Below are 22,248 nucleotides of genomic sequence, written 5' to 3'. Positions count from 1 at the left end.
GCGGCATAGGATCGGAAGAGGAAAGCCCCTGGCTCACGAGGGGCTTTCTTGCTTGTATCCAGGTAGGTTACGACCTTGGAGACAGGACTTAGCGGGAAGAAGACATGAGGGACAAAGAGCGATACATAAGATGACTAGTGCAGAGATAGGGACGATCACCATTAAGCGACATGGAGGAGGGATTGGCATGGCCCAATTGAATTCTTCGATGCGGCTAAAGGTAAACAGGGACACATTCTTTGTGCCTGATCCGGCCGGCAGCGTATATTTCCGAAACAACAAAAGCTCGTTCCGCATGGAGGGCGAGTCGATCGACCAGTGGATTGAACAGCTCGTACCCATCTTCAACGGAGAGTACAGGCTGGACGAAATAACGGACGGACTGCCCGACCTTTATCGGAACCAGGTCTACAAAATTGGCGAAATGCTGTATCGTAATGGGTTTGCTCGGGATGTAAGCCAAGACGCTCCCCATCAATTGCCGGAACCGATTGTCAGACAGTTTGCTTCCCAAATTCAATTTCTCGATTGCTTCGGAGAGTCGGGCGCCTCTCGGTTTCAATCCTATCGGCAGAGTCAGGTTTTGGCGGTCGGCTCCGGCCCCTTATTGAACTCGCTTATTTCTTCGCTGCTTGTCTCGGGTTTGCCCAAGATTCACGTGCTCGTCTCAGGTCCGGGCCCGACAGATCGGCAACGGATGCAGGAGCTGGCAGCCCATGCCCGTCAATCCGACCCCGAGGCGGTCGTGGAGGAGGTTTCCTTGCCGGGAGAAGAGGGCATCGACTGGACGAAGGCCGTAAGGGCGTATGATTCGGTGCTGTATGTGTCGCAGGAAGGCGATCTTGGGACCCTGCGGGCTCTCCATGCAGCTTGCAGAACAGAGAGGAAGGCGTTTATTCCCGCTGTATGTCTGCATCAGGCGGGGCTTGCGGGTCCGATCGTGCAACCGGACCAGGAGGGATGCTGGGAATCGGCTTGGCGCAGCATTCATGAAGCGGCGATCTGCAAAGACCCGCAGATGCACACCTATTCCTCTACAGCGGGGGCGATGCTAGCGAATGTGATTGTGTTCGAATTATTCAAGAAGATCACAGGCGTGAAGGATGGGGAGCCTGACCATCAGGTGTACCTGCTTAATCTGGAAACGCTGGAAGGAAGGTGGCACTCCTTCGTGCCCCATCCGCTTGTGAGCGGCCATGCTGCGGCGAAATGGCTCCCCGGCTTCGAGCAGCAGCTCGAGGTGAAAGCGGACAACAGCGAGAACGCGCTGCTCTCCTTTTTCAGCGGGCTGACGTCGGAGGTAACGGGAATTTTCCATCAGTGGGAGGAAGGCGACTTCATCCAACTGCCGCTTTCGCAGTGCCGCGTACAGGCCGTCGATCCGTTGTCGGAAGGTCCCGCGAGACTGCTTCAAGGCAGGCTATGCAACGCTCTGACACATGTGGAAGCAAGGAGAGAAGCGGGATTCGCCGGGATAGAGGCGTATGTGTCGCGTATGGCGGGTCAGCTCTCCGCTGAGCTTCTAGACTCTGCAGAATCGGATGGCGGCCGGATCGAGCCGGAGGAATTTATCGGGGTAGGCGCGGGGGAAACGGTTGCAGAGGGCATAGCCAGAGGGCTGCAAAGCTGCTTAGCGGAGGTGCTGAACAGAAGACTCGCGCATCGGCAGCCTGAAGTCCAGCACGTACAGCTCTCTGAGATCGAAGACCAGCGGTGCCAGTTTTATTTAAAGGCTTTGACAACCATGGAGGGAGAGCCTGTAATGGGCTGGGGAGAGGAAGTGCTCGGGTTCCCCGTTATTTGGATCGGTACGGGCGGCCGTTGGTATAGCGGCGTAGGCAGGAATGCCACTCTTGCTTTACGGAATGCACTCCAGCACGCTTTGTTGGAAGCCCAAAACCCGCCGGCTTCTCTCGGGTCGCAGGTGAAGGGGGATTTTTCCGTATCTGTGGCGGATCATCCACAGATCAGCCTTGCGATTCCTTCAGCCGAGACGACGCCAAGCCCCGAGGAGCTCAAGTCCGCGCTGCAAGTTTTGGCTCGGAACGGCAAGCGGCTCTTGGTTCTCGATCTGAATGTCGCGCCTTTTCTGAAAGAAGGGCTTGCCGGGGTTTATGGCGTGCTGCTGCGAGAGGAGGCAATCCGATGAGCGCTCGCATACTGATCGTCGGGGAGGGGGCGCTGGCGGACTACGTAGACGAGGAGCTCTCCGTTCAATTCGATGTCATCCGACAGACCGATCTCGCGTCCGGACTGCCGAAGAGAGCGGACCTGGCGCTTGTGCTGCACGATGGTTGGCAGCCACGGGTCCACCAAAGGGCGGAAGAGCTGCTGCAGCCGGCGGGTATTCCTTGGCTTCGCGGATTCGTATCGTTTGGCGAGGGCGTGATCGGGCCGTTGGTTCGTCCGGGAACCCAGGGATGCTCCCTGTGCGCCGACATGCGGCGACTTATGGCGGGACGCGACCGCAGGGAGATGCAGCAGCTTCAGCGGCGGCTGATGGAGCTAGAGCGCAAGCCGGACGATGCGTGGGCATCGCTTACGGGGCTTATGCACACAGTTCGCCTGCTGACGGCAGAGGCTCGGGGGTTTTTGCAAGGCAGGCCCGTTCTGCCGCCCGGGCATTTGTTTCTGATCAACCTCCGGACGCTGGCCAATAAGCTTCATTTCTTTCTCCCCGATCCGCAGTGTCCGGCTTGCAGCCGCTTGCCTGACGATTCATCGGCAGCGGCTGCCATATGGCTTCAGCCCAGTCCGAAGACCGGTCCGGACAGCTATCGGTCCCGCTCGATGGAGGAGCTCAAGCCCGTTCTGACCCGGGATTATCTGGATGAGCGGACCGGCTTCCTGAACGGGAAAATGACGGATCTGGAATCGCCGTTTGCCGATGTGAGCGTCAATCTGCCGCTGCTGTCGGAGGACGTGGGAACGGCAGGACGCAGCCATGCCTATGCGATGAGCGAGCTGACCGCTATCCTGGAAGGATTGGAGCGGCACTGCGGGCTCGTGCCCCGCAGCAAACGAACGGCAGTCTATGGCAGCTTCCGCGAGCTGGAGGAGCAAGCGCTCGATCCGGTTAAGGTAGGGCTGCATACGCGGGAGCAGTATGAGCAGCCCGGGTTTCCGTTCGTTCCATTTGATCCGGAGCAACCCCTTCCTTGGGTATGGGGCTATTCCTTTCTTCAGGAGCGACCGATCCTGGTTCCGGAGCAGCTCGCCTACTACGGCATGGGCTGCGGGCACAGGTTCGTATCCGAATCATCCAACGGATGCGCGCTGGGAGGAACCTTGGAGGAGGCGATCTTTTACGGCGTCCTGGAGGTGGTGGAGCGGGACTCTTTTCTGATGACCTGGTATGCGCAGCTGCCCCTCCCGCGCCTTGACCCTTACTCCGCGCAAGATAAGGAATTGAGCTTGATGCTCGATCGCATGAGGGCCGTGGCGGGATTTGAGGTGTATCTCTATAACTCCACGATGGAGCACGGGATTCCAAGTGTCTGGGCCATAGCGAAAAACAACAAGCGGCAGGGAGTGAATCTCATCTGTGCAGCCGGCGCCCACCCCGACCCGGTCCGCGCGATGAAGGGGGCCGTTCACGAGCTGGCCGGCATGATCCTGAATCTGAAAACGAAATTCGAAGAGACTCGGGACACCTATATCCGAATGCTGCATGATTCCTCCCTCGTGCAGGAGATGGAGGACCACGCGCAGCTGTACGCCTTGCCGGAAGCGGAGGAGCGACTGAGCTTCTTGCTGGATGAGCTTCGTCCGGCCCGAGGGGTGGAAGAGGAGTTCAAGCGGAGGCCGGAGGGAGTTCACGCCGATCTGACGGATGACCTGAAGGATATGCTTGCCGCGTTACGCCGATTGAGCCTCGATGTCGTGGCGGTGGATCTATCTTCACCGGAAATGAAGCGAAACGGTCTGCATGCCGTCAAAGTGTTGATCCCGGGGATGCTGCCGATGACATTCGGACACTCGTATACCCGTGTAGCGGGATTGGAGCGGGTATGCAGGGTACCGGCAGAGCTTGGATATGTGAAGCAGCCGTTAACACCGGAGCTTCTCAATCCGTATCCGCATCCGTTTCCCTAAGAGATCTGCATCTCGGTTTCTGTCAGGAGGAAGAAGCATGAGTCTGGACGCATTTCTGCACGATCTGCACCATGATATTGACAAGACCAAGCCGCCGGGGCTGGAGGTGGATTGGGAGGATGGACCGCTTGCGTATAAGCTATATCGCGGTTTGTCTGTCATTCCGTTAGCTGCCGAAGTACCGCTCACGCTTGAAGGTATGGAAGGGCATGCGAAGCGGCAGCCCGACCTTCGCGCAATGGGTCATTTTCTCTGGTACGTATACGGGCTCACCCAGTGGTCCCAGTCCGTTCCTGTGACGACGATCGTGCCCGGCATGACGGTTTTACAGTCGTACCGCCGATTCGTTCCCTCCGGCGGAGCTTTATATCCGAACGAAGTTTATGTGTATCTGAAGCTGGCCGATCTGCCTGCCGGGGTATACCACTATGATGTGGCGCATCACCGTCTGGTGCTGCTTCGCGAAGGCGATTTTGATTCCTATATAGCTCGGGCGCTTGGCAATCGCTGTGACGTATCGGCATGCTTCGGCGCGGTTTTCGTAACGACTTTCTTCTGGAAAAACTTTTTTAAATACCATTATTTTTCGTATCGTCTGCAAGGGCTGGATGCGGGGGCGCTGATCGGACAGCTCCTGGAAGTGTCCAAACGATTCGGCTTCGAGCCGGGTGTGTATGTCCGGTTCCTGGACCGGGCCTTGAATGAGCTTCTCGGAGTGTCCGAGCAAGAGGAGAGCGTGTATGCCGTGATTCCGCTATCCGTGAACCCTGCTATGACTTGGTTTGCCCATGTTGACAACGAAGCAGGCCGAGACTCGGCTGAGGGGTTACGCGGGGAGCTGCCCCCGGTTCAGCATGATCACTACGTCCGGTCCCGAAGGGTGAAGGAATTCCCGCTGCTCCTCCAGATGCACGAAGCTTCTCTAGACGAGACGCTTCGACCGCTGCAGCCCATTAGGGGAGCGAGGATCGCTCACGGCGAGGACCAGACGATAGCTCTTCCCGGAGTGAAGCGGCTGGCGTTCGATCTGGCGTCCGTCTGCCGACAACGGTTTTCGCCGGACGCAGATTTTGTTAGGGGTAAGGTGACCCAGGAGCAGCTGGCCCTGCTCCTGCAGGAGGCGACAGCGTCCTGCAGCTACCGCAATGATTTGGATGAAACGGCTGAAAGCCCTGTACCCCGGGTTTTCCTCTACGTCTGCTTGTATCAGGTTGAAGGCATCCCGGACGGTGCTTACCGGTATGACAGCGAAGCTCATGCTCTGCAACGGGTAAGGGATGGCGATCACCGGTTCTTGCTGCAGCAGGGAATGTCCTTGGACAACGTGAACCTTTTCCAGGTTCCGCTATGCTTTCATGTGGCTGGGGATCAGGATCATCTCAAAGCCGCCCTGGGGTTCAGAGGCTACCGTATCCAACAGATGGAAGCGGGGATGCTGGTGCAGCGCTTGCTGCTCGCAGCGGCGGCTATCGGGATGGGAGGACACCCGCTCCTCGGCTTCGATGTCGGCTTGAGCGATGAGCTTTACCGGATGACTTCGCAAGGCTTAACCAGTCTGATCCAAATTCCAGTTGGACCCCATCGCCCTTGCCCGCGGCTGCAGGGGGGGCTGCATGGCTGAACAGGCGCCTCCGGTGTTCTGTGCCCTGCTGCCCTGATTCAGATGCGCCGCCCGTTCGCCGCCACGCTTAGTTTGTGCTGTAGAAGCAGGATTTCGGGATGTAACCGGAGAATATCATGGAAGACCGGTACAGCCGCCAAGAGCGGGGAAGCCCGCGCGAATCCAAGCAGACAAAGCGAGGAAAGATACGATGATGGAATGGCTAAGAAATCTGAAATTGATCCATAAGCTGCTATTAATGATTGCGCTTCCGTTGATGGGCGTTTTTTATTTTTCCTTTTCTTCCATTATAAATGAGGTCCGGCATCTGGATAGCGTGAGCCAGCTTGAGGAATTGACCAAAATCGCGGTCGCTACGAACCAGATGGCCCATGAATTCCAGATCGAGCGCAGTCTGGTTTCGACGATGTATGGCATCCGGACGGAAGCGGAAGTATCGGAGATGACGCGCCAGCAGAGGGAAACCGACCGAGCCGTGGGGGCATTCCGCAAGCTGTATGTGCAGTTCAATCCACGTGGGATAGACAAAGCGATCTGGGGCGAGTTTGAGAAGCTGGCCGGACGGCTGGATAGGCTGGCTGATGTCCGCCGGCAGCTCGAGGCCGGGCTGTCGAACGAGTCGGAGACGGTCCAGTACTACCGGGAGACGCTATCGCAGTCGTATCTGGCCAATGAAAATTTGAAGACGCTGAGCAGCGACGCCCGGATATCGCATATGCTGTCCGCCTTGCTGAACTACTCAAGAAGCAAATACGGCGCAAGCCAGGAGCGTACCCTTATCTTCGAGAAGCTGTCGCTGAACCGGATGGAGGTCGGCGATTTCCGGAGACTCGGGGCGGTTGTCAATGAACAGCAGGTCTACGCGCAAATATTTGAAACGTTCGCCGATCCGGAGGCGCTGGCGATGCACAGATCCGTTACCTCCAGCCGGGCCATGGCGGAGGTGGAGCAGACGAGGCAGATTGTGCAGACAATCGGAGCGGGTCAAGAAATCAATCTCGATCCGCAAGACTGGTTTGATGTGTCTTCGGAACGCATCGATCTGATGAGAAAGACGGAGACCGATCTGTCCGAGCGGCTTCTCGCGCTCATGGGGTCTATCCAGGATGCGTCCCGCAAGGAAATGATCGCCGTGGCCGTCTCCAATATCGCCCTGCTCTTGTTGACGCTGCTCGTCAGTCTGTTGATTGCCCGTCAGCTGCTGCGGCCCATCCGAGATCTGAGGGAGTCGATCGGCCACATCATGGACGGGAAGGTCGGAGTGCCCATCCAGATCTCGTCGAGAGACGAGATCGGGGAGCTGAGCCAAGCCTTCAAGGAGCTGATCGAAAGCCTGCACAATGTGATCTATCAGGCGGAGCGCATAACGAAGGGCGACTATGACCAGGTGATTACCCCGAAGTCCGAACGCGATGTGATCAGCATGGCTTTGCGCGACATGCTTGCCTCCCTGAAGGAAGCAAGAATGGAGAATGAACGTCAGTTCTGGCTGAAAACCCAGCTTGCCCGCCTGACGGGGCTGTCGCAGGGGATGGAAAGCCTGGAGAAGCTGGCCAGTCTGTTCATATCGGAAATTTGTACGCTGGTGGGAGCGGGGCAGGGCGTGTTCTATATCCGGGAGACCCCTGACTCGTCAAAGCCGGTCTATGTCATGTACGGAAGCTATGCCTTCCGTGAACGGAAAAATTTGTCCAACCGGATCGAGCCGGGAGAGGGGCTTGTCGGTCAAGCGGCCTTGGAGGGTAAGACGATCCGGCTGAGCGGCGTGCCCGACGACTATGTGGAGATCGGCTCGGGACTGGGGTCCGGCAAGCCGCTGACGGTGATCGTGCTGCCCGTGCTGTTCGAAGAGGAGACGATTGCCGTCATCGAGCTGGCGGCCTTCCGCTCCTTCACCGGCGTGGAGGAGGATCTGCTGGAGCAGCTGTCGGGGTCACTCGGCGTCATGATTCAAAGCATCATCGGCAGACTGCGTACGGAAGAGCTGCTCCACGAGTCGCAGCAGCTGGCGGAAGAGCTGCAAACCCAGCAGGAGGAGCTGCGAACGGCTAACGAGGAACTGGAAGAGCAAACTCGCATGCTTAAGCAGTCGGAGGAAAAGCTGAGGATTCAAAGCGAGGAGCTGCAGACCATCAATGAGGAGCTGGAGGAGAAGACGAATTACCTTCAGCTGCAGAAGGCGGATATCGAGAAGCAGAATGCCCTCATTCAGCATTCCCAGCGGGAGCTGGAGGCGAAAGCTTCCGAGCTTGAGGTAACAAGCCGGTATAAGTCCGAATTTCTTGCCAACATGTCGCACGAGCTTCGGACGCCGCTCAACAGCTTGCTGATTCTGGCGAAGTCGCTCGCGGCCAATGACGAAAACAACTTGACCGAGGATCAGATCGAATCGGCCAAGGTGATCTACAGCGGTGGGCTGGACTTGCTTACTTTGATCAATGACATCCTGGATTTGTCCAAGGTGGAAGCAGGCAAGCTGGATATTGTTATGGAGCCTGTCCGGATGGACAAGCTGGTAAGAGATCTGCAGTATCAGTTCCTGCCGGTGGCCAGGGACAAGGGCCTGTGGCTGGAGTTTATAGTGGAGGATGACGTGCCCGAGACGCTCGTAACCGATGGGCAGCGCGCTGAGCAAATTTTGAAAAACCTGTTGTCCAATGCGTTCAAGTTTACTCATCACGGCTCGGTTTCGGTTCGCATATATCGCCCTGTCAAGGAGCGGGGGGACGGCGCAGGCGATGCGGCCACGAAAGAGCTGATTGCCTTTTCGGTAAAAGATACGGGCATTGGCATCCCGTTCCGCAAGCAGCAGGCGATCTTCGAGGCTTTCCAGCAGGCCGACGGCTCTACGAGCCGGAAGTATGGAGGCACGGGACTCGGTCTCACCATATCGCGTGAGCTGACCAAGCTGCTCGGCGGCAGGCTGTACTTGGAAAGCGAGGAAGGCGCAGGCAGCATCTTCACGCTCTGTCTGCCTCTCTCTCCGGCTGTGCAGACGGCGGATGTGCTTGCGGCACCGGCACCACCCACAGAATCGACAAGCTCAGCAGGAGCTGTCTTGGGGAATGCCAGGCTCGGAGGGGAAGTCCCGGACGTGTTCGCCGCAGCGCCGCAGATTGCATCAAGCGCCGCCGTGCCGGGCGAGTCAGAGCGGGCAACGGAAGCGGCGGTCTATCCGATCCGGGAATTTATCCCCGACGATCGGGAGGAGCTGGCGGCAGCCAGCGCGGAGAAGTCGATTCTGATCATCGAGGACGATCCGAGCTTCGCCAAAGTGCTGCTGGGCTTATCCCGCAAGAAGGGCTTTCGCTGCCTGGTGGCGGGAGACGGGTTCAGCGGGCTGCAGCTCGCCAAGCGATACGTGCCGAGCGCCGTGCTGCTCGATCTGGGGCTGCCGGATATGGACGGTCTGAAGGTGCTGGACCACTTGAAGCGAGACAGCAATACCCGGCATATCCCGGTGCATATCATCTCGGGCAAGGACGCAGGCAAAGCTTCCTTGACCAAGGGGGCCGTCGGGTTTCTCGCCAAGCCGATAGGCAGCGCGGATATCGACGCCGTGTTCGAGCGGATCGAGCATGTGCTGAATGAACGGATCAAGCAGGTGCTGATAATTGAAGACGACCCCGGCAATCAGAAGGCGATCTACGAGCTGCTGAAGCATAAGAAGGTGGAGATTCATAGCGCGTATACGGGGGAGGAAGGCATCGAGCTCATCCGGCAGCATGCATACGACTGTGTGATTCTGGACTTGAAGCTTCCCGATATGAATGGCCAGGAGCTGCTGGAGCGCCTCGTCGACGATCCGCGGATATCGACGCCGCCGATGATTATCAACACCGGCCAAGAGCTGACCCAGGATGAATACAAGGAGCTGAACCGTTTTACCGACAGCATCGTCATCAAAGGGGCGAACTCTCCCGAGCGGCTGCTCGACGAGGTGTCGTTGTTTCTGCACAGCGTGCAGAAGACCCTGCCTGAGGAACAGCGGCTGATGCTCCGCATGGCGCTCGATTCCGACGAAAGCCTGAAGGGGCGCAAGGTGCTGCTCGTCGATGACGATCTGCGCAATACCTTCGCGCTGTCCAAGGTGCTCCGCCAGCATGGGCTGGACGTCGTGATGGCCGACAACGGCAAGCTGGCGCTGGAGAAGCTGGAGAGCGAGCCCGGCATCGAGCTGGTCATTATGGATATTATGATGCCGATTATGGACGGTTATGAGGCGATGCGCCTCATCCGCGGCAACCCCCGCTACCAAAATCTGCCTATCATCGCATTGACCGCGAAGGCGATGGCCGGCGACCGCGAAAAATGTATCGAAGGAGGAGCCAACGACTATATGACGAAGCCGGTGGATACCGATAAGCTATTATCTTTAATCCGTGTATGGCTCTTTGAATCATGATGGTCCCTAAGGAAACGGAGAAGCTCGAGACGGAGCTGCTGCTGGAGGCGATCTACCGGGGATACGGCTTCGATTTTCGTCAATACGCCCGATCCTCCTTGCTAAGAAGGCTTCACTATATCCGGCAAAAGGCGGGCGTCGCCCATCTGTCGGAGCTGATCCCGCTGATTCTTCATGATGAGCGGTTTGTGGGCGAGCTGCTGTCGAGTATGTCGGTTACGGTAACCGAGATGTTCCGGGATCCGGACTTTTTCCTGGAGCTTCGGACGAAGGTCATACCGGTGCTCAAGACATATCCCTTCGTGAAGATCTGGCATGCGGGCTGCGCTACGGGTGAGGAAGTGTACTCCATGGCGATTGTGCTGCAGGAAGAGGGCTTCTATGACCGCGTTCAGATCTACGCGACGGATATGAACCAGCAGTCTCTGAAGACTGCCGAAGAAGGCATCTACCCGCTGGACGCGATCCGCAAGTTCACCGTGAACTACAATAACAGCGGAGGCAAGGCATCCTTCTCCGATTATTATTACGCCAAGTATCAGATGGCTAAAATGAACGAGGACTTGAAGCGCAATATCGTATTTACGGCTCATAATCTCGTGACCGACCAAACGTTTGGCGATATGAATATGATTGTTTGCCGCAATGTGCTGATCTACTTCGACAGGCAGCTGCAGAACCAGGTGTTTCGTTTGTTCGATGAAAGCTTGGTGCACCGGGGATTCCTCTGTCTGGGAAGCAAAGAATCGATGGAATTCTCTTCGCTGCGAGGGACATACGAGAATGTGTCGGCACGCTGGCGCATTTTCCGCAAGCCCTTAACGTGATTCAAGCTTTACTCTCAAGAAAGACGGGAGGCGGAACCTGCCATGGAAGGGTACGAAGCAGTAGTCATCGGGGTTTCCGCAGGCGGACTGAAGGCGCTTGGCATCTTGCTATCCGCACTATCGCCCCGCTTCCCGCTGCCCCTCCTGATTGTGCAGCATATGAAGGAAGGCAGCGAGGGCTTCCTCGCCGGGCATCTGGACAGTCAGGCATCCATCCGAGTGAAGGAGGCCGATGATAAGGAATATATATATCCCGGCTGCGCTTATCTGGCCCCTTCGGGCTACCATATGCTGGTGGAGGAAGACCGGAGCATAAGCTTGTCGGTCGATCCGCCTGTGCTGCATTCACGGCCATCTATCGACGTTCTGTTCGAAAGCGCGGCTTATGTGTATGAAGGAAACTGCATCGGGATCGTGCTGACGGGAGCCAACGGCGACGGCAGTCAAGGCCTTAGTCGGATCAAGCAGTCCGGCGGTCTCACGATCGTGCAGAATCCCCAGACGGCCGAATATAGTACGATGCCGCTTGCGGCGATCCGTGCCGCCGACCCCGACTATATCCTTGACTTGGAGGATATCGGCCGTCTGCTAAGTGAACTGGGAGACCGGCTGCTTGGAGGCAGGCAAGAGAAAGGAGAGTCCACATGAACCATGCGCTGGACAGGCGGCCATCCAAAATTTTGGTCGTCGACGACCGCAAAGAAAATTTGTTTGCGATGGAGAAGATTCTGAGAACGCTGCCTTGCGAGGTGCATACGGCTTATTCGGGCAACGAAGCTTTATCGCTGACCCTCCGTCATGACTTTGCGCTGATTCTGCTGGATGTGAACATGCCGGAGATGGATGGCTTCGAGCTGGCCGAGTTGCTCCGCAGCCATGAGGCTACGCAGCGTATACCGATTATATTCGTAACGGCGATTAACACGGAGGATAAGAGCGTGTTCAAGGGCTACGAGTCGGGAGCTGTCGATTATTTATTCAAGCCGGTGGACGTCGATATTTTGCTAAGCAAGGTGAAGGTGTTTCTGGAGCTTGACAGGAAGAAGAAGGAGCTCGAATCGATCCAAAGCGAGCTGGAGCGCAGCAACCGCAGCTTGACGGAATTCGCTCAGGTCGTATCTCATGATCTGAAGAATCCGCTTCATGTCATTACCGGGCTCAGCGAGCTGCTGCTGCTGAAGTATGCGGACGGGCTGGGCGAGCGGGGGAGGGCTTCGATCGAGCAGATTGCGGCCTCCGCCCAGCGGATGGACCGGCTTATCACCGACCTGCTGTCCTTCGCTCAGGTGAATGCCCTGTCGACCGTATACGGGCTCGTCGATCTGAATGAAGTGCTGCATGACGTCGTATCCGATCTAAGCAGCAGGCTGGAGCAGACGGGAGGAACGGTCGAACGGCTTGACGAGCTGCCCCGACTGGAGGCAGACCGGACGCAGATGTACCAGCTGTTCCAGAACCTGCTCGCGAATTCGATCAAATATCACGATAAGCGCCGTCCTCCCCGCATCCTGATCGGTACGATAAGACTTGCAAGTCCCGATGTCTGCTGCTTCTACGTAGAGGATAACGGCATCGGGATGGAAGAGAAGGAGCTGTCGGTTATTTTCAACCCCTTCACGCGACTGAGCAACGCCCAGGGCTTCGAGGGAGCGGGGCTTGGCCTCGCAACGGTCAGACAAATTGTCCAGCAGCATCAGGGATCTATCGACGTAACCAGCGAGCCGGGAGTCGGAACGAGATTCAAGCTTGCATTTCCGGTGGCTCAAGAAGCGGCGGGAGCATAGAGGTCTTCGTCTTCGCGTAAGCCTAGCATTCCGCCCGCTCCGAGTCCGGTTGCCCCTTGTATCGCAAGAGTACGGTGGGGCAGTTGTTTCTTGCTTTGACACGTGTTATCATAGACCTGAGGTGAGGATATGACCAAGCGCGTTACCAGTCATGATGTGGCCAAGCGCGCAGGCGTTTCCCGAGGGGTGGTCTCTGCCGTCATTAACGGCACGCCCGGTATCCGCGTCAGCGAAGAGAAGCGCAGGGAAGTCTTGAAGGCTATAGAGGAGTTGAGCTACAGCGTAGATGCTCAGGCGCGCAGCATGCGGACAGGCAAGAGCAAGTGCATAGCGGCTTATGGCAATTTGGATAATCCGTTTTTTCTGCAGGTGCTTCAAGGCGTCCAGCGGGCCTGTACGGAGAGGGACTACCATTTGCTGCTCTACGGACATAACCGGCAGGAGAGCAAGCAAGCGCTGATTAAGCTGTTCAACCAGCGTCGAATAGACGGTCTTCTCACGAAGGATGTAACCGGCTATGAGGACGAGGAATGGATAGCGATGGTGAAGGAAGCGGGCATTCCGTATATGTCAATCGAGGGCTATCCCGATAGGGAAGAGGTGCAGTCGGTGCTGCTCGACTATGGAGCCAGCATTCATCTGGCGCTTGACTATTTATACGCCCAGACCGGACTTCCGCCTATTTATGTCGAGATGTATAACGGTCCCGAGTATGCGCCTAACTGGGGAGATCGCAATCGCCGCAGCGGCTATGTAGAGTGGATGCAGCTGAAGGGCTTGGACCCTGTCATCTGGCAGCAGAGGGACGGCGAAATCGACCCGTCATGGTGGGATGAACGAATTCGCAGCCTTCCGCTCCCGTCGGCGCTGCTGACCAACTGGTCGCAGGGCGGCTTCCTGATCTATCAGTCGGCGCGGCGCCTGGAGCTGAGCATAGGAAGAGATCTCTATGTGATGGCTGCGGATAATACCATGAGGGCGAATGAGTATATGGTCCCTGCTTTGTCCGCTGTAGAGATGCCGTATGTCGAAATGGGAAAAGCAGGGGCTCATCGCTTGCTCGATCTGATAGAGGGGAAGCAGCCTCGGGCAGCTTCGAAGATTTGGATGCCTGCCGTGCTGGCGCCCCGGGAGAGCACGCCTTTGGTAAACGGACGGCAGGACTGAACCCTGCGTCCGGCCGCTGGCTGCTGGCTGCGGGCCGAGCAAAGGGCGACTCGCAACTATTGATATAACGTGTTATCTAATGATTGATAAGGTGTTTCACCCGATACCGGGTATTTCATAGGAGAAGAGGAATGGGACTATGCACTGGACTGTAGAGAAATTAACGGATCGCATCCGCATGCTGGAGCCATATCGGTACCGGGAGGCAACGGCCTTGGCCTGCCGGTGGCTTGACGATGAGGACGGATTAGTCGGAGCTTATCCTCCCGATCTTGGCGACGCCGCGGAAGCGAAGCAGGGCGACCGCTGGTCGGGCAAGGACCGCTATGTCTGGTTGACGGCGCGGCTCGCCGTGCCGCCGCACTGGCAGGGCAAGAAAATAGTTGGCCGCTTCGACTTCGGCAGTACGGGAGGCGGAGGCAACAGCGGCTTCGAATCGCTGTTGTTCGTGGACGGCAGACCTTATCAAGGCGTGGACTCTAACCATCAGGAGGTGTTTCTTCCCGAGGATGCCGCCGGACGGGAGCTAGAGCTGACGTTCCGTCTATGGTCGGGACTCGGGGGCTATGACAGCCAGGCTGTGATGGAGCATCATATCCATAGAGCGGAGCTGTGCTGGCTGGACGAAGCGGCCGACGACCTGTACTACACGGCCAGGGCCGCGCTGGACGCAGTCGAGCTGCTGGGCGAAAACACGTCGGAGCGCCATGAGCTGCTGGCGGTGCTGGATCGCGGCTTTCTTCAGGTGGACTGGTCTAGGCCGGGTTCGGAAGCCTTCTACGCTACCGTATACCGGGCGCAGCAGGTTGTCAGGGAGGGTCTGGCGAAGCTGCCGAAGCATCATGCCGTGACTGTCCAGTGCGTCGGCCATACGCATATCGATGTAGCGTGGCTGTGGCGGTTGAAGCATACGCGGGAGAAAGCCGCGCGTTCGTTCTCGACGGTGCTTAGACTGATGGAGCAATTCCCGGAGTATGTGTTCCTGCAAACGCAGCCGCAGCTGTATGAATATATCAAATCCGACTACCCCGAGCTCTATGAGACGATCAAGGAGCGTATAGCCGAAGGACGGTGGGAAGCAGGCGGAGCCATGTGGCTGGAGGCCGACTGCAATCTGACGAGCGGCGAATCGCTGGTGCGGCAGCTGTTGTACGGGATCCGGTTTTTCCAGAAGGAATTCGGCGTCGCCTGCCGGTATTTGTGGCTCCCGGATGTATTTGGCTACAGCTGGGCATTGCCGCAAATCTTGCGAAAAAGCGGGATCAAGGCATTCATGACGACGAAGATCAGCTGGAATCAATATAACCGGATGCCGCATGATACCTTCCAATGGAGGGGGATCGACGGGACGGATATTTTGACCCATTTCATCACGACGCCAGACCCGGGAGGCTCGGAAGGAACATTCTATTATACGTATAACGGCGCGATAACGCCGGAAACGATCCAAGGCATATGGGACGCTTACCGGGACAAAGCGATCAACCGCAAGCTGCTGCTCGCCTATGGCTACGGCGACGGAGGCGGAGGCGTCAACCGCGAAATGCTGGAGATGAGAAGGCGGCTAGCCGAGCTGCCTGGAATTCCGCAGGTTACGACCGGACGGGCGGATGCCTATTTCGACGAGCTGGTCGAGACCGTGGAAGCAACCGACCAGTACGTCCATACCTGGGATGGCGAGCTGTATCTGGAGCTCCACCGGGGAACTTATACCAGCCAAGCTTATAACAAACGTATGAACCGGAAGCTTGAGCTGTTGTACAAGGAAACCGAGTGGATGGCGGTTCGCCAGGCGCTCGCGGCAGGCTGGGAGCAGTATCCGCAGGATGACCTGTACGAGGGATGGAAAATCATACTCCGCAATCAATTCCATGATATTATCCCGGGCTCCTCGATCCGGGAAGTGTATGAGGACAGCCGGGAGGAGTATGCCGCGGCCGAGCGGATCGCGCGTCAGGCATGGGAGCGTGCTGCGCGCGAGCTGACAGGAGCGGGCCGCGGACTCGGCGAACAATCCGGCGGGGGAGCTGCGCAGGCTCCGGAAAGCCGGAGCTACACCGTCTGGAACAGCTCGTCCTGGGAGCGCTCGGAGCTGGTCGCCATACCTTCGGATGGCGAGATACAGACAGGCCGCTGGATAGGCGGCAGCGGTGAGGAGCTGGAAGCGCAGCGGTCGGAGACAGACCAAAGCTGGCTGGTGCGGGTGCCGTTGGTGCCGTCGCTCGGGCATGCGATGGTGACATTTGCACCTGGCGGGGAACAGGCGCTTGCAGGGCAGTCTGAGCTTCCTTTTGCCATGGAGCCGGGACGGATCGAATCTCCTTATTATGTGATCGAATGGGATGCTTCGGGCCATCTGGTCCGTATCTATGACAAAGAGGAGGACCGGGAGGTGCTGGCGCCCGGCCAGAAGGGGAATGTGCTTCAGGTGTTCGAAGACAAGCCGAAGAGCCGGCACGAGGCCTGGGATATTGACCTGTTCTATCAAGAGAAAATGCGTACGATCGACGATCTCGTCGAAGTTCGCCTGACGGAGAACGGTTCGCTGCGCGCGGTAGTGGACTTCCACTGGAGCTACATGGATTCGACGGTTCGGCAGAAAATGGTCCTTTATGCACATAGCAGACGGATTGATTTTGAAACGTTCGTCGATTGGCACGAGCAGCGGCAGCTGTTGAAGGCTGCGTTTCCTGTCGATATCCGGTCCACCGAGGCGACGTACGACATCCAGTTCGGCAATGTGAAGCGTCCTACGCACTGGAATACGAGCTGGGATTATGCGCGCTTCGAAAGCGTCGGCCATCAATGGGCGGACTTGTCGGAGCGCAGCTACGGCGTCAGTCTGTTGAACGATTGCAAATACGGCTATGATATCAAGGATAATCAGCTCCGGCTGACGCTGATCAAGTCGGCACTGGTGCCCGACCCTACGGCCGATCAGGGGGAGCACCGGTTTACGTACGCGTTGTTCCCTCATGCCGGGGACTGGCTGGAAGGCGGGACCGTGCAAGCGGCCTCTTCCTTGAACCTGCCTTTGTCCGTGTCGGAAGGGGCGGCCGAAACGATCCCTGCCTCGCTCTTCACCGTATCGGGCGAAGCCCATGTGATGGTCGACTCGGTGAAAAAAGCGGAGGATGGCCAAAGCATCGTGCTCAGGCTTCATGAATATGCAGGCAATCGGGGAAAAATCACGATAACCAGTGATTATGAAGTTGCCGCCTGGCAGGAATGCGACCTGCTGGAGCAGCCGGAGGGCGAAGCAACGGCACAGCGCGAATACCAAGGCTCCGTCAAGCCTTATGAAATAAAAACGTTCTTGGTCACTTTCGTTCAGTAGAACGTCACGTTGAAGCGAGGGGGAAGGGCTAGAGCCTTTGCGGCCTGTCCCCTGTATCACCGTGCCTAGCCAAGCAAGACGAACTGCTTAGGAGCCGTCCGGCGATCTGACTTGATCGGTCGCGGACGGTTTTTTGCGTTGGCCGCGGGATGAGGTAATCTTATTTACTCGTGCGGAAAATTGGTATAAGTTAGAGAGGATGATTTCTCACTATTCGATGCTGCAAAGGATGATGAACGATGCCAATCGTAGACATGCCCCTGGAGAAACTGAAAACCTATGAAGGACGAAATCCGAAGCCCGCCGATTTCGATGCGTACTGGGAAAAGGCGCTGGAGGAGATGAAGGAGGTTGATCCTCAGGTAGAGCTTGTTCCTGCCGAGTTTCAAGTGCCATTTGCCGAATGCTTCCACTTGTACTTCACCGGTGTAAAAGGAGCGAGGGTGCATGCCAAATACGTCAGACCGAAGCATGCCCAAGGCCAGCATCCCGCTGTGCTTCACTTCCACGGCTATACCGGCAGCAGCGGGGACTGGACGGATAAGCTGGCGTACGCCGCCCTGGGCTTCTCGATCGCCTCGCTCGACGTACGCGGGCAAGGCGGCCGCTCCGAGGATACCGGCGGTGTAACTGGCAATACGCATCACGGCCATATCATCCGCGGGCTGGACGGCCATGACCCTCAGCAGCTGCTGTTCCGCCATGTTTTCCTGGATACGGCCCAGCTCGCGCGGATCGTGATGAGCTTCCCCGAGGTGGACGAAGCTCGTGTGGGCGCAACCGGCTGGTCGCAGGGCGGGGCGCTGGCTATTGCCTGCGCGGCGCTTGAGCCCCGCATCCGCAAGGCGGCGCCGGTCTATCCGTTTCTGAGCGACTACAAGCGCGTGTGGGAGATGGATCTGTGCAAGGATGCGTATGCGGAGCTGAAAACCTTCTTCCGGCATTTCGATCCGCAGCACCTTCGGGAGGAGGAGCTGTTCACGCGGCTGGGCTATATCGATATTCAGCATCTGGCGCCCCGCATCGAGGCGGACGTGCTGATCGGCGTCGGGCTGATCGACACCATCTGCCCGCCATCCACCCAGTTCGCGGCGATCAATAAGATGAAAGCTCCTGTGCAGCTTGAAATTTACCCGGACTTCGGTCACGAGGGCTTGCCGGGGATGCACGATAAAATAATCCGATTCCTTAGCGAGCTTTAAGAGGGCCATTTGTCTACTTCTTTATAGTTTGTTAGTATGGGGTGGAGGGCTTACGTTCCAGACAGTCACGCAAGTCCCTGCAGACACCCTACATAATGATGCTTCGAGAGGATGAGTTGTCATGACGAAGGCTGGATTTCGGATTGAGAAGGATTTTCTGGGTACGAAGGAGGTTCCTCTGCATGCTTATTATGGGGTACAGACGATGCGTGCCGTGGAAAATTTCCCGATAACCGGGTATCGTATCCACCCGGAGCTGATCGCGGCGATAGCTACGGTCAAGAAAGCGGCCGCACTTGCAAATATGGAGGTTGGCCAGCTGAAGCCGCAGTTCGGGCAAGTGATCGTGCAGGCCGCTGATGAAATTATTGCCGGACAGTGGCATGATCAATTTATAGTCGACCCGATCCAGGGCGGCGCGGGCACGTCCATCAATATGAATGCAAACGAAGTCATCGCCAACCGCGGGATCGAGCTGCTGGGCGGTGACAAGGGGAATTATTTCATGCTCAGCCCGAATACGCATGTGAACATGGCGCAATCAACCAACGATGCTTTCCCTACGGCGATCCATATTGCTGTGCTTCGGATGCTGGATCAGCTGCTGATCGTCCTTGAGGAGCTGCATGAAGGGTTCCGCGAGAAAGCGGAGGCGTTCGATGGGATTATCAAGATGGGCCGTACGCATCTCCAGGATGGTGTCCCGATCCGGCTCGGGCAGGAGTTCGAGGCGTATCGCCGCGTGCTGTCCCGCGATATCAAGCGGATCGGCCAAACCCGCCAGCATCTGTATGAAATTAATATGGGGGCTACGGCTGTCGGAACCGGCCTCAATGCCGATCCGCGTTATATTCTCCGGGTGGCGGAGCTGCTGGCCGAGCTGACAGGCTATCCGCTGCAGAGCGCCGAGCATCTTGTCGATGCCACGCAGAACACGGATGCGTATACCGAGGTCTCTTCTTCTCTGAAAGTGTGCATGATCAATATGTCCAAGATTGCCAATGATCTGCGCTTGATGGCGTCCGGTCCGCGGACAGGGCTTAACGAGATCAACCTGCCGGCCCGCCAGCCGGGCTCCTCCATCATGCCGGGCAAGGTGAATCCGGTCATGTGCGAGGTGGTGAATCAGGTGGCGTTCCAGGTCATCGGCAACGACCATACGATCTCCCTGGCCTCGGAGGCGGGGCAGCTGGAGCTGAACGTCATGGAGCCGGTGCTTGTGTTCAACCTGCTGCAATCGCTTGGCATGATGACACAGGTGTTCAAAGTGTTCAAGACGAACTGCCTGGACGGCATCGAGCCCAATGTAGAGCTTTGCCGGGAATATGTGGAGCGCAGCGTAGGGATCATCACGGCACTGAATCCCCATCTGGGCTACGAGCCGGTCGCTCGCATCGCCCGGGAGGCGATCGAGACGGGCAGATCGGTACGCGAGCTCTGCCTGCTGTACGATGTACTGCGAGAGGATGAGCTCAATCTTATCCTGGACCCGTATGAGATGACCAACCCCGGCATCGCCGGCGCTGCGCTGCTGACACGCGACCAGCAGCAGCCGGACGACTCCGACAAGCCTAAGGCTTAGCGAGCGCAGCTTGCTTGGCTGGGCCTCCTGCAAGAGGCTAGCTTGAAGGAACAAGGATAGAAACTAAGGATAGAAACTAAGGATAAGCTAATATCCAAGCCAAACCAAGCGTGAGCCCTTTCTTCGTTACGAGGAAAGGGCTTTTTACTGTGTTCTTATTCTATAATAGGATTTTTAAAATCATAGTAATGATTGAAAAAATCAAAAATATGACGTATATTATCGTTATAGTCGTAAATACGGAGAGGAGATTGAATATGATCACATTGGGTCAACACACGTATCCGGAAATTTCCGCTCAGGCGGAAGCCTTGGAGGAGGCTTTATTGCAGCTTGCCCGGCAAGCGGATTGGGTAGACGCTTATCTGACAAACAACGAGGACGACGAGGTCGTGTTTATCGGCAGCGGGTCTTCTTATTACCAGGCGCTTTCGATGGCCTCCACTTATCGGTCGTGGATGGGAAGAAGCGCCAGCGCTTACCCTTCCTCCGAGCTGTTTCTGTTTCAGAAGCAGACGCTGCCCCCAAGCCGCCGCTACCTAGTTATCGGTGTATCTCGCTCAGGCGAGTCTACGGAGGTCGTACTTGCTCTGAAGGCAGTCCGGGACCTGCCAAACGTCCGTATCGCTTCCATTACCTGCTATGAGGATAGCTCCATGGCCAAGATCGCTCCCGCTCTTGTTTCGCCGAAGGGCAAGGAGAAAAGCACGGTGATGACCAAATCGTTCAGTAGTATGACGTTCTTGATGCAAGCGGCGATCGCTCAGGCATCGGGACGTCCCGAGCTGGTGAGTCAGATCAAGGAAACTGCCCGTTACGACGGACAGGTCGTGCAAGCCGCCGATGCTTTTATCAAGCCATTCGTGGACAACATGGAGCTTCACAAGTATATCTATCTCGGTATGGGCACCTATTATGGGCTCGCGCTCGAGGCATGTCTGAAAATCAAGGAAATGTCCTATGTGTGGACGGAAGCCTATGGGACGCTGGAGTTCCGGCATGGTCCCAAGTCGATTGTGGAGCCTGGCTCGCTCGTATGCCTGCTGCTGTCGGAGGAAGCGCGTTCCTACGAGTTAAAAGTAGCGCAGGAGATGAAGGAATATGGTGCGACCGTGCTGATCGTGACGGCTCGAAGCGGGGCGGATACCGGGTTTGCCGATGCCGTCTTCGAGGTCGGGGGAGCAGAGCTGACCGATGAAGCCCGCTCTGTGCTGTACCTGCCGCTGCTGCAGTATCTCGGATATTACACGGCACTTAAGCTTAAGGTCGATCCGGATGCTCCGCGCAACCTGACGCAAGTCGTAAAAATCTGATCTTCAAGGAGCGAACCTACTATGCCACTCGTATCATCTACCCCTTTGCTGGAAGCTGCACGTTCCGGAGGCTACGGAGTCGGAGCCTTTAACCTTCATACCCTGGAGATGCTTCAGGCTGTCGTGGAGGCGGCGGAAGAAACGAAATCCCCTCTGATTCTCCAATCAACCGTAGGTACGGTCAAGCATCTGGGAGCCGACTATCTAGTTGCTGTCGCTACAGCGGCGGCCAACCGCTCGTCTGTCCCAATCGCCTTGCATCTGGATCATTGCACGGATTTCGAGCTGATCGTTCACTGTATCCGGGCAGGCTACACGTCGGTCATGATCGATGCATCGATGCATCCGTTCGAGGAGAATGTCCGCCAGACGCAGAAGGTGGTCGAAATAGCCCGCGCTGCCGGGGTGAATGTGGAGGCGGAGCTTGGCAAGGTCGGCGGAGTGGAGGACGATATCGTCGTTGCCGAGCACGAGGCACTGATGGCCGATCCGGAGGAATGTGCTGCCTTTGTGGAGTTGACCCGGGCGCATACGCTGGCTCCGGCGATCGGGACGGCGCATGGCATTTATAAAGGGGAGCCGAAGATTGATTTTGACCGGGTCGCCCGGATCGCGGGGAAGGTCCGTGTGCCACTCGTGCTGCACGGCGGCTCGGGAATCCCGGAGGAGCAGGTGAAGCGCTGCGTCGGCCTGGGTATGTCCAAGATGAACATCGCTACTGAGATCCGCATCGTCTTTTCGGACGCGATCAAAGCGGTTTTCGCGGAGCGACCGGAGGAGAATGATCCGCGCCGCTACATGATTCCAGCGAAGAAAGCGGTCAAGGCAGCCGCCATCGAAAAAATGCGCATGCTGGGCGCCATAGGCAGGGCCGGGGAGCACGTATGATCGTTACGGTAGAGGTAGGCGTGGAAG

The 22,248-nt window shown here is 57.2% G+C and carries 13 protein-coding genes; all 13 read left to right on the top strand.

Annotated elements, in window-relative coordinates:
* Positions 1–187: 187 nt before the first annotated feature.
* The 13 genes from GSF01_RS18240 to GSF01_RS18180 all read left to right on the top strand — a co-directional run bounded on the left by GSF01_RS18240 (position 188) and on the right by GSF01_RS18180 (position 22,221).
* Positions 188–2,149 (top strand): putative thiazole-containing bacteriocin maturation protein, encoded by a 1,962-nt coding sequence (locus GSF01_RS18240; protein ID WP_159886551.1) that lies wholly within the window; start codon positions 188–190, stop codon positions 2,147–2,149.
* The gene (locus GSF01_RS18235) at positions 2,146–4,095 is read left to right on the top strand and encodes a TOMM precursor leader peptide-binding protein (RefSeq protein WP_159886549.1); all 1,950 of its coding nucleotides are present in this window, start codon (positions 2,146–2,148) and stop codon (positions 4,093–4,095) included. The genes GSF01_RS18240 and GSF01_RS18235 overlap by 4 nt, the downstream gene beginning before the upstream one ends.
* A gap of 37 nt (positions 4,096–4,132) precedes the next feature.
* Positions 4,133–5,716 carry a SagB family peptide dehydrogenase gene (locus GSF01_RS18230; RefSeq protein ID WP_159886547.1) on the top strand — a complete coding sequence of 528 codons (1,584 nt, stop codon included), beginning with the start codon at positions 4,133–4,135 and terminating at the stop codon, positions 5,714–5,716.
* A 190-nt stretch (positions 5,717–5,906) separates the two neighbouring features.
* Positions 5,907–10,121 (top strand): response regulator, encoded by a 4,215-nt coding sequence (locus GSF01_RS18225; protein WP_235941587.1) that lies wholly within the window; start codon positions 5,907–5,909, stop codon positions 10,119–10,121.
* Entirely contained in the window at positions 10,121–10,948 is an 828-nt protein-coding gene (locus tag GSF01_RS18220; protein ID WP_159886700.1) for a CheR family methyltransferase, read from the top strand. The genes GSF01_RS18225 and GSF01_RS18220 overlap by 1 nt, the downstream gene beginning before the upstream one ends.
* A gap of 42 nt (positions 10,949–10,990) precedes the next feature.
* Entirely contained in the window at positions 10,991–11,596 is a 606-nt protein-coding gene (locus tag GSF01_RS18215) for a chemotaxis protein CheB (protein WP_159886545.1), read from the top strand.
* Positions 11,593–12,732: a sensor histidine kinase gene (locus tag GSF01_RS18210; protein WP_159886543.1), complete on the top strand. Its 1,140-nt coding sequence runs from the start codon at positions 11,593–11,595 to the stop codon at positions 12,730–12,732. Before GSF01_RS18215 ends, GSF01_RS18210 begins: the two co-directional genes overlap by 4 nt.
* A 129-nt stretch (positions 12,733–12,861) precedes the next feature.
* Positions 12,862–13,899, top strand: coding sequence for a LacI family DNA-binding transcriptional regulator (locus GSF01_RS18205; protein ID WP_159886541.1), 1,038 nt, complete (start codon positions 12,862–12,864; stop codon positions 13,897–13,899).
* 139 nt (positions 13,900–14,038) lie between these two features.
* Positions 14,039–17,236 carry an alpha-mannosidase gene (locus tag GSF01_RS18200; RefSeq protein ID WP_159886539.1) on the top strand — a complete coding sequence of 1,066 codons (3,198 nt, stop codon included), beginning with the start codon at positions 14,039–14,041 and terminating at the stop codon, positions 17,234–17,236.
* 239 nt (positions 17,237–17,475) lie between these two features.
* Positions 17,476–18,438 carry an acetylxylan esterase gene (locus GSF01_RS18195; protein ID WP_159886537.1) on the top strand — a complete coding sequence of 321 codons (963 nt, stop codon included), beginning with the start codon at positions 17,476–17,478 and terminating at the stop codon, positions 18,436–18,438.
* A 121-nt stretch (positions 18,439–18,559) separates the two neighbouring features.
* Positions 18,560–20,020, top strand: coding sequence for an aspartate ammonia-lyase (aspA, locus tag GSF01_RS18190; protein WP_159886535.1), 1,461 nt, complete (start codon positions 18,560–18,562; stop codon positions 20,018–20,020).
* Positions 20,021–20,277: 257 nt separating this feature from the next.
* Positions 20,278–21,333: an SIS domain-containing protein gene (locus tag GSF01_RS18185; protein ID WP_159886533.1), complete on the top strand. Its 1,056-nt coding sequence runs from the start codon at positions 20,278–20,280 to the stop codon at positions 21,331–21,333.
* Between the two features lie 21 nt (positions 21,334–21,354).
* Complete coding sequence (locus tag GSF01_RS18180; protein WP_159886531.1) at positions 21,355–22,221, top strand: class II fructose-bisphosphate aldolase; 867 nt, start codon at positions 21,355–21,357, stop codon at positions 22,219–22,221.
* Positions 22,222–22,248: the final 27 nt, after the last annotated feature.

The sequence above is a fragment of the Paenibacillus puerhi genome (assembly GCF_009846885.1).
Taxonomy (GTDB): Bacteria; Bacillota; Bacilli; order Paenibacillales; family NBRC-103111; genus Paenibacillus_G; species Paenibacillus_G puerhi.
The sequence above is the reverse complement of the archived record's forward strand: the minus strand, read 5'-3'. Positions and strand labels throughout refer to the sequence as shown.

Excerpts from the sequence above, each read along its gene's own strand:
- GSF01_RS18240 (WP_159886551.1), top strand. The coding sequence starts at position 188 with ATGGCCCAATTGAATTCTTCGATGCGGCTAAAGGTAAACAGGGACACA.
- GSF01_RS18235 (WP_159886549.1), top strand. The coding sequence starts at position 2,146 with ATGAGCGCTCGCATACTGATCGTCGGGGAGGGGGCGCTGGCGGACTAC.
- GSF01_RS18230 (WP_159886547.1), top strand. The coding sequence starts at position 4,133 with ATGAGTCTGGACGCATTTCTGCACGATCTGCACCATGATATTGACAAG.
- GSF01_RS18225 (WP_235941587.1), top strand. The coding sequence starts at position 5,907 with ATGATGGAATGGCTAAGAAATCTGAAATTGATCCATAAGCTGCTATTA.
- GSF01_RS18220 (WP_159886700.1), top strand. The coding sequence starts at position 10,121 with ATGGTCCCTAAGGAAACGGAGAAGCTCGAGACGGAGCTGCTGCTGGAG.
- GSF01_RS18215 (WP_159886545.1), top strand. The coding sequence starts at position 10,991 with ATGGAAGGGTACGAAGCAGTAGTCATCGGGGTTTCCGCAGGCGGACTG.
- GSF01_RS18210 (WP_159886543.1), top strand. The coding sequence starts at position 11,593 with ATGAACCATGCGCTGGACAGGCGGCCATCCAAAATTTTGGTCGTCGAC.
- GSF01_RS18205 (WP_159886541.1), top strand. The coding sequence starts at position 12,862 with ATGACCAAGCGCGTTACCAGTCATGATGTGGCCAAGCGCGCAGGCGTT.
- GSF01_RS18200 (WP_159886539.1), top strand. The coding sequence starts at position 14,039 with ATGCACTGGACTGTAGAGAAATTAACGGATCGCATCCGCATGCTGGAG.
- GSF01_RS18195 (WP_159886537.1), top strand. The coding sequence starts at position 17,476 with ATGCCAATCGTAGACATGCCCCTGGAGAAACTGAAAACCTATGAAGGA.
- aspA (WP_159886535.1), top strand. The coding sequence starts at position 18,560 with ATGACGAAGGCTGGATTTCGGATTGAGAAGGATTTTCTGGGTACGAAG.
- GSF01_RS18185 (WP_159886533.1), top strand. The coding sequence starts at position 20,278 with ATGATCACATTGGGTCAACACACGTATCCGGAAATTTCCGCTCAGGCG.
- GSF01_RS18180 (WP_159886531.1), top strand. The coding sequence starts at position 21,355 with ATGCCACTCGTATCATCTACCCCTTTGCTGGAAGCTGCACGTTCCGGA.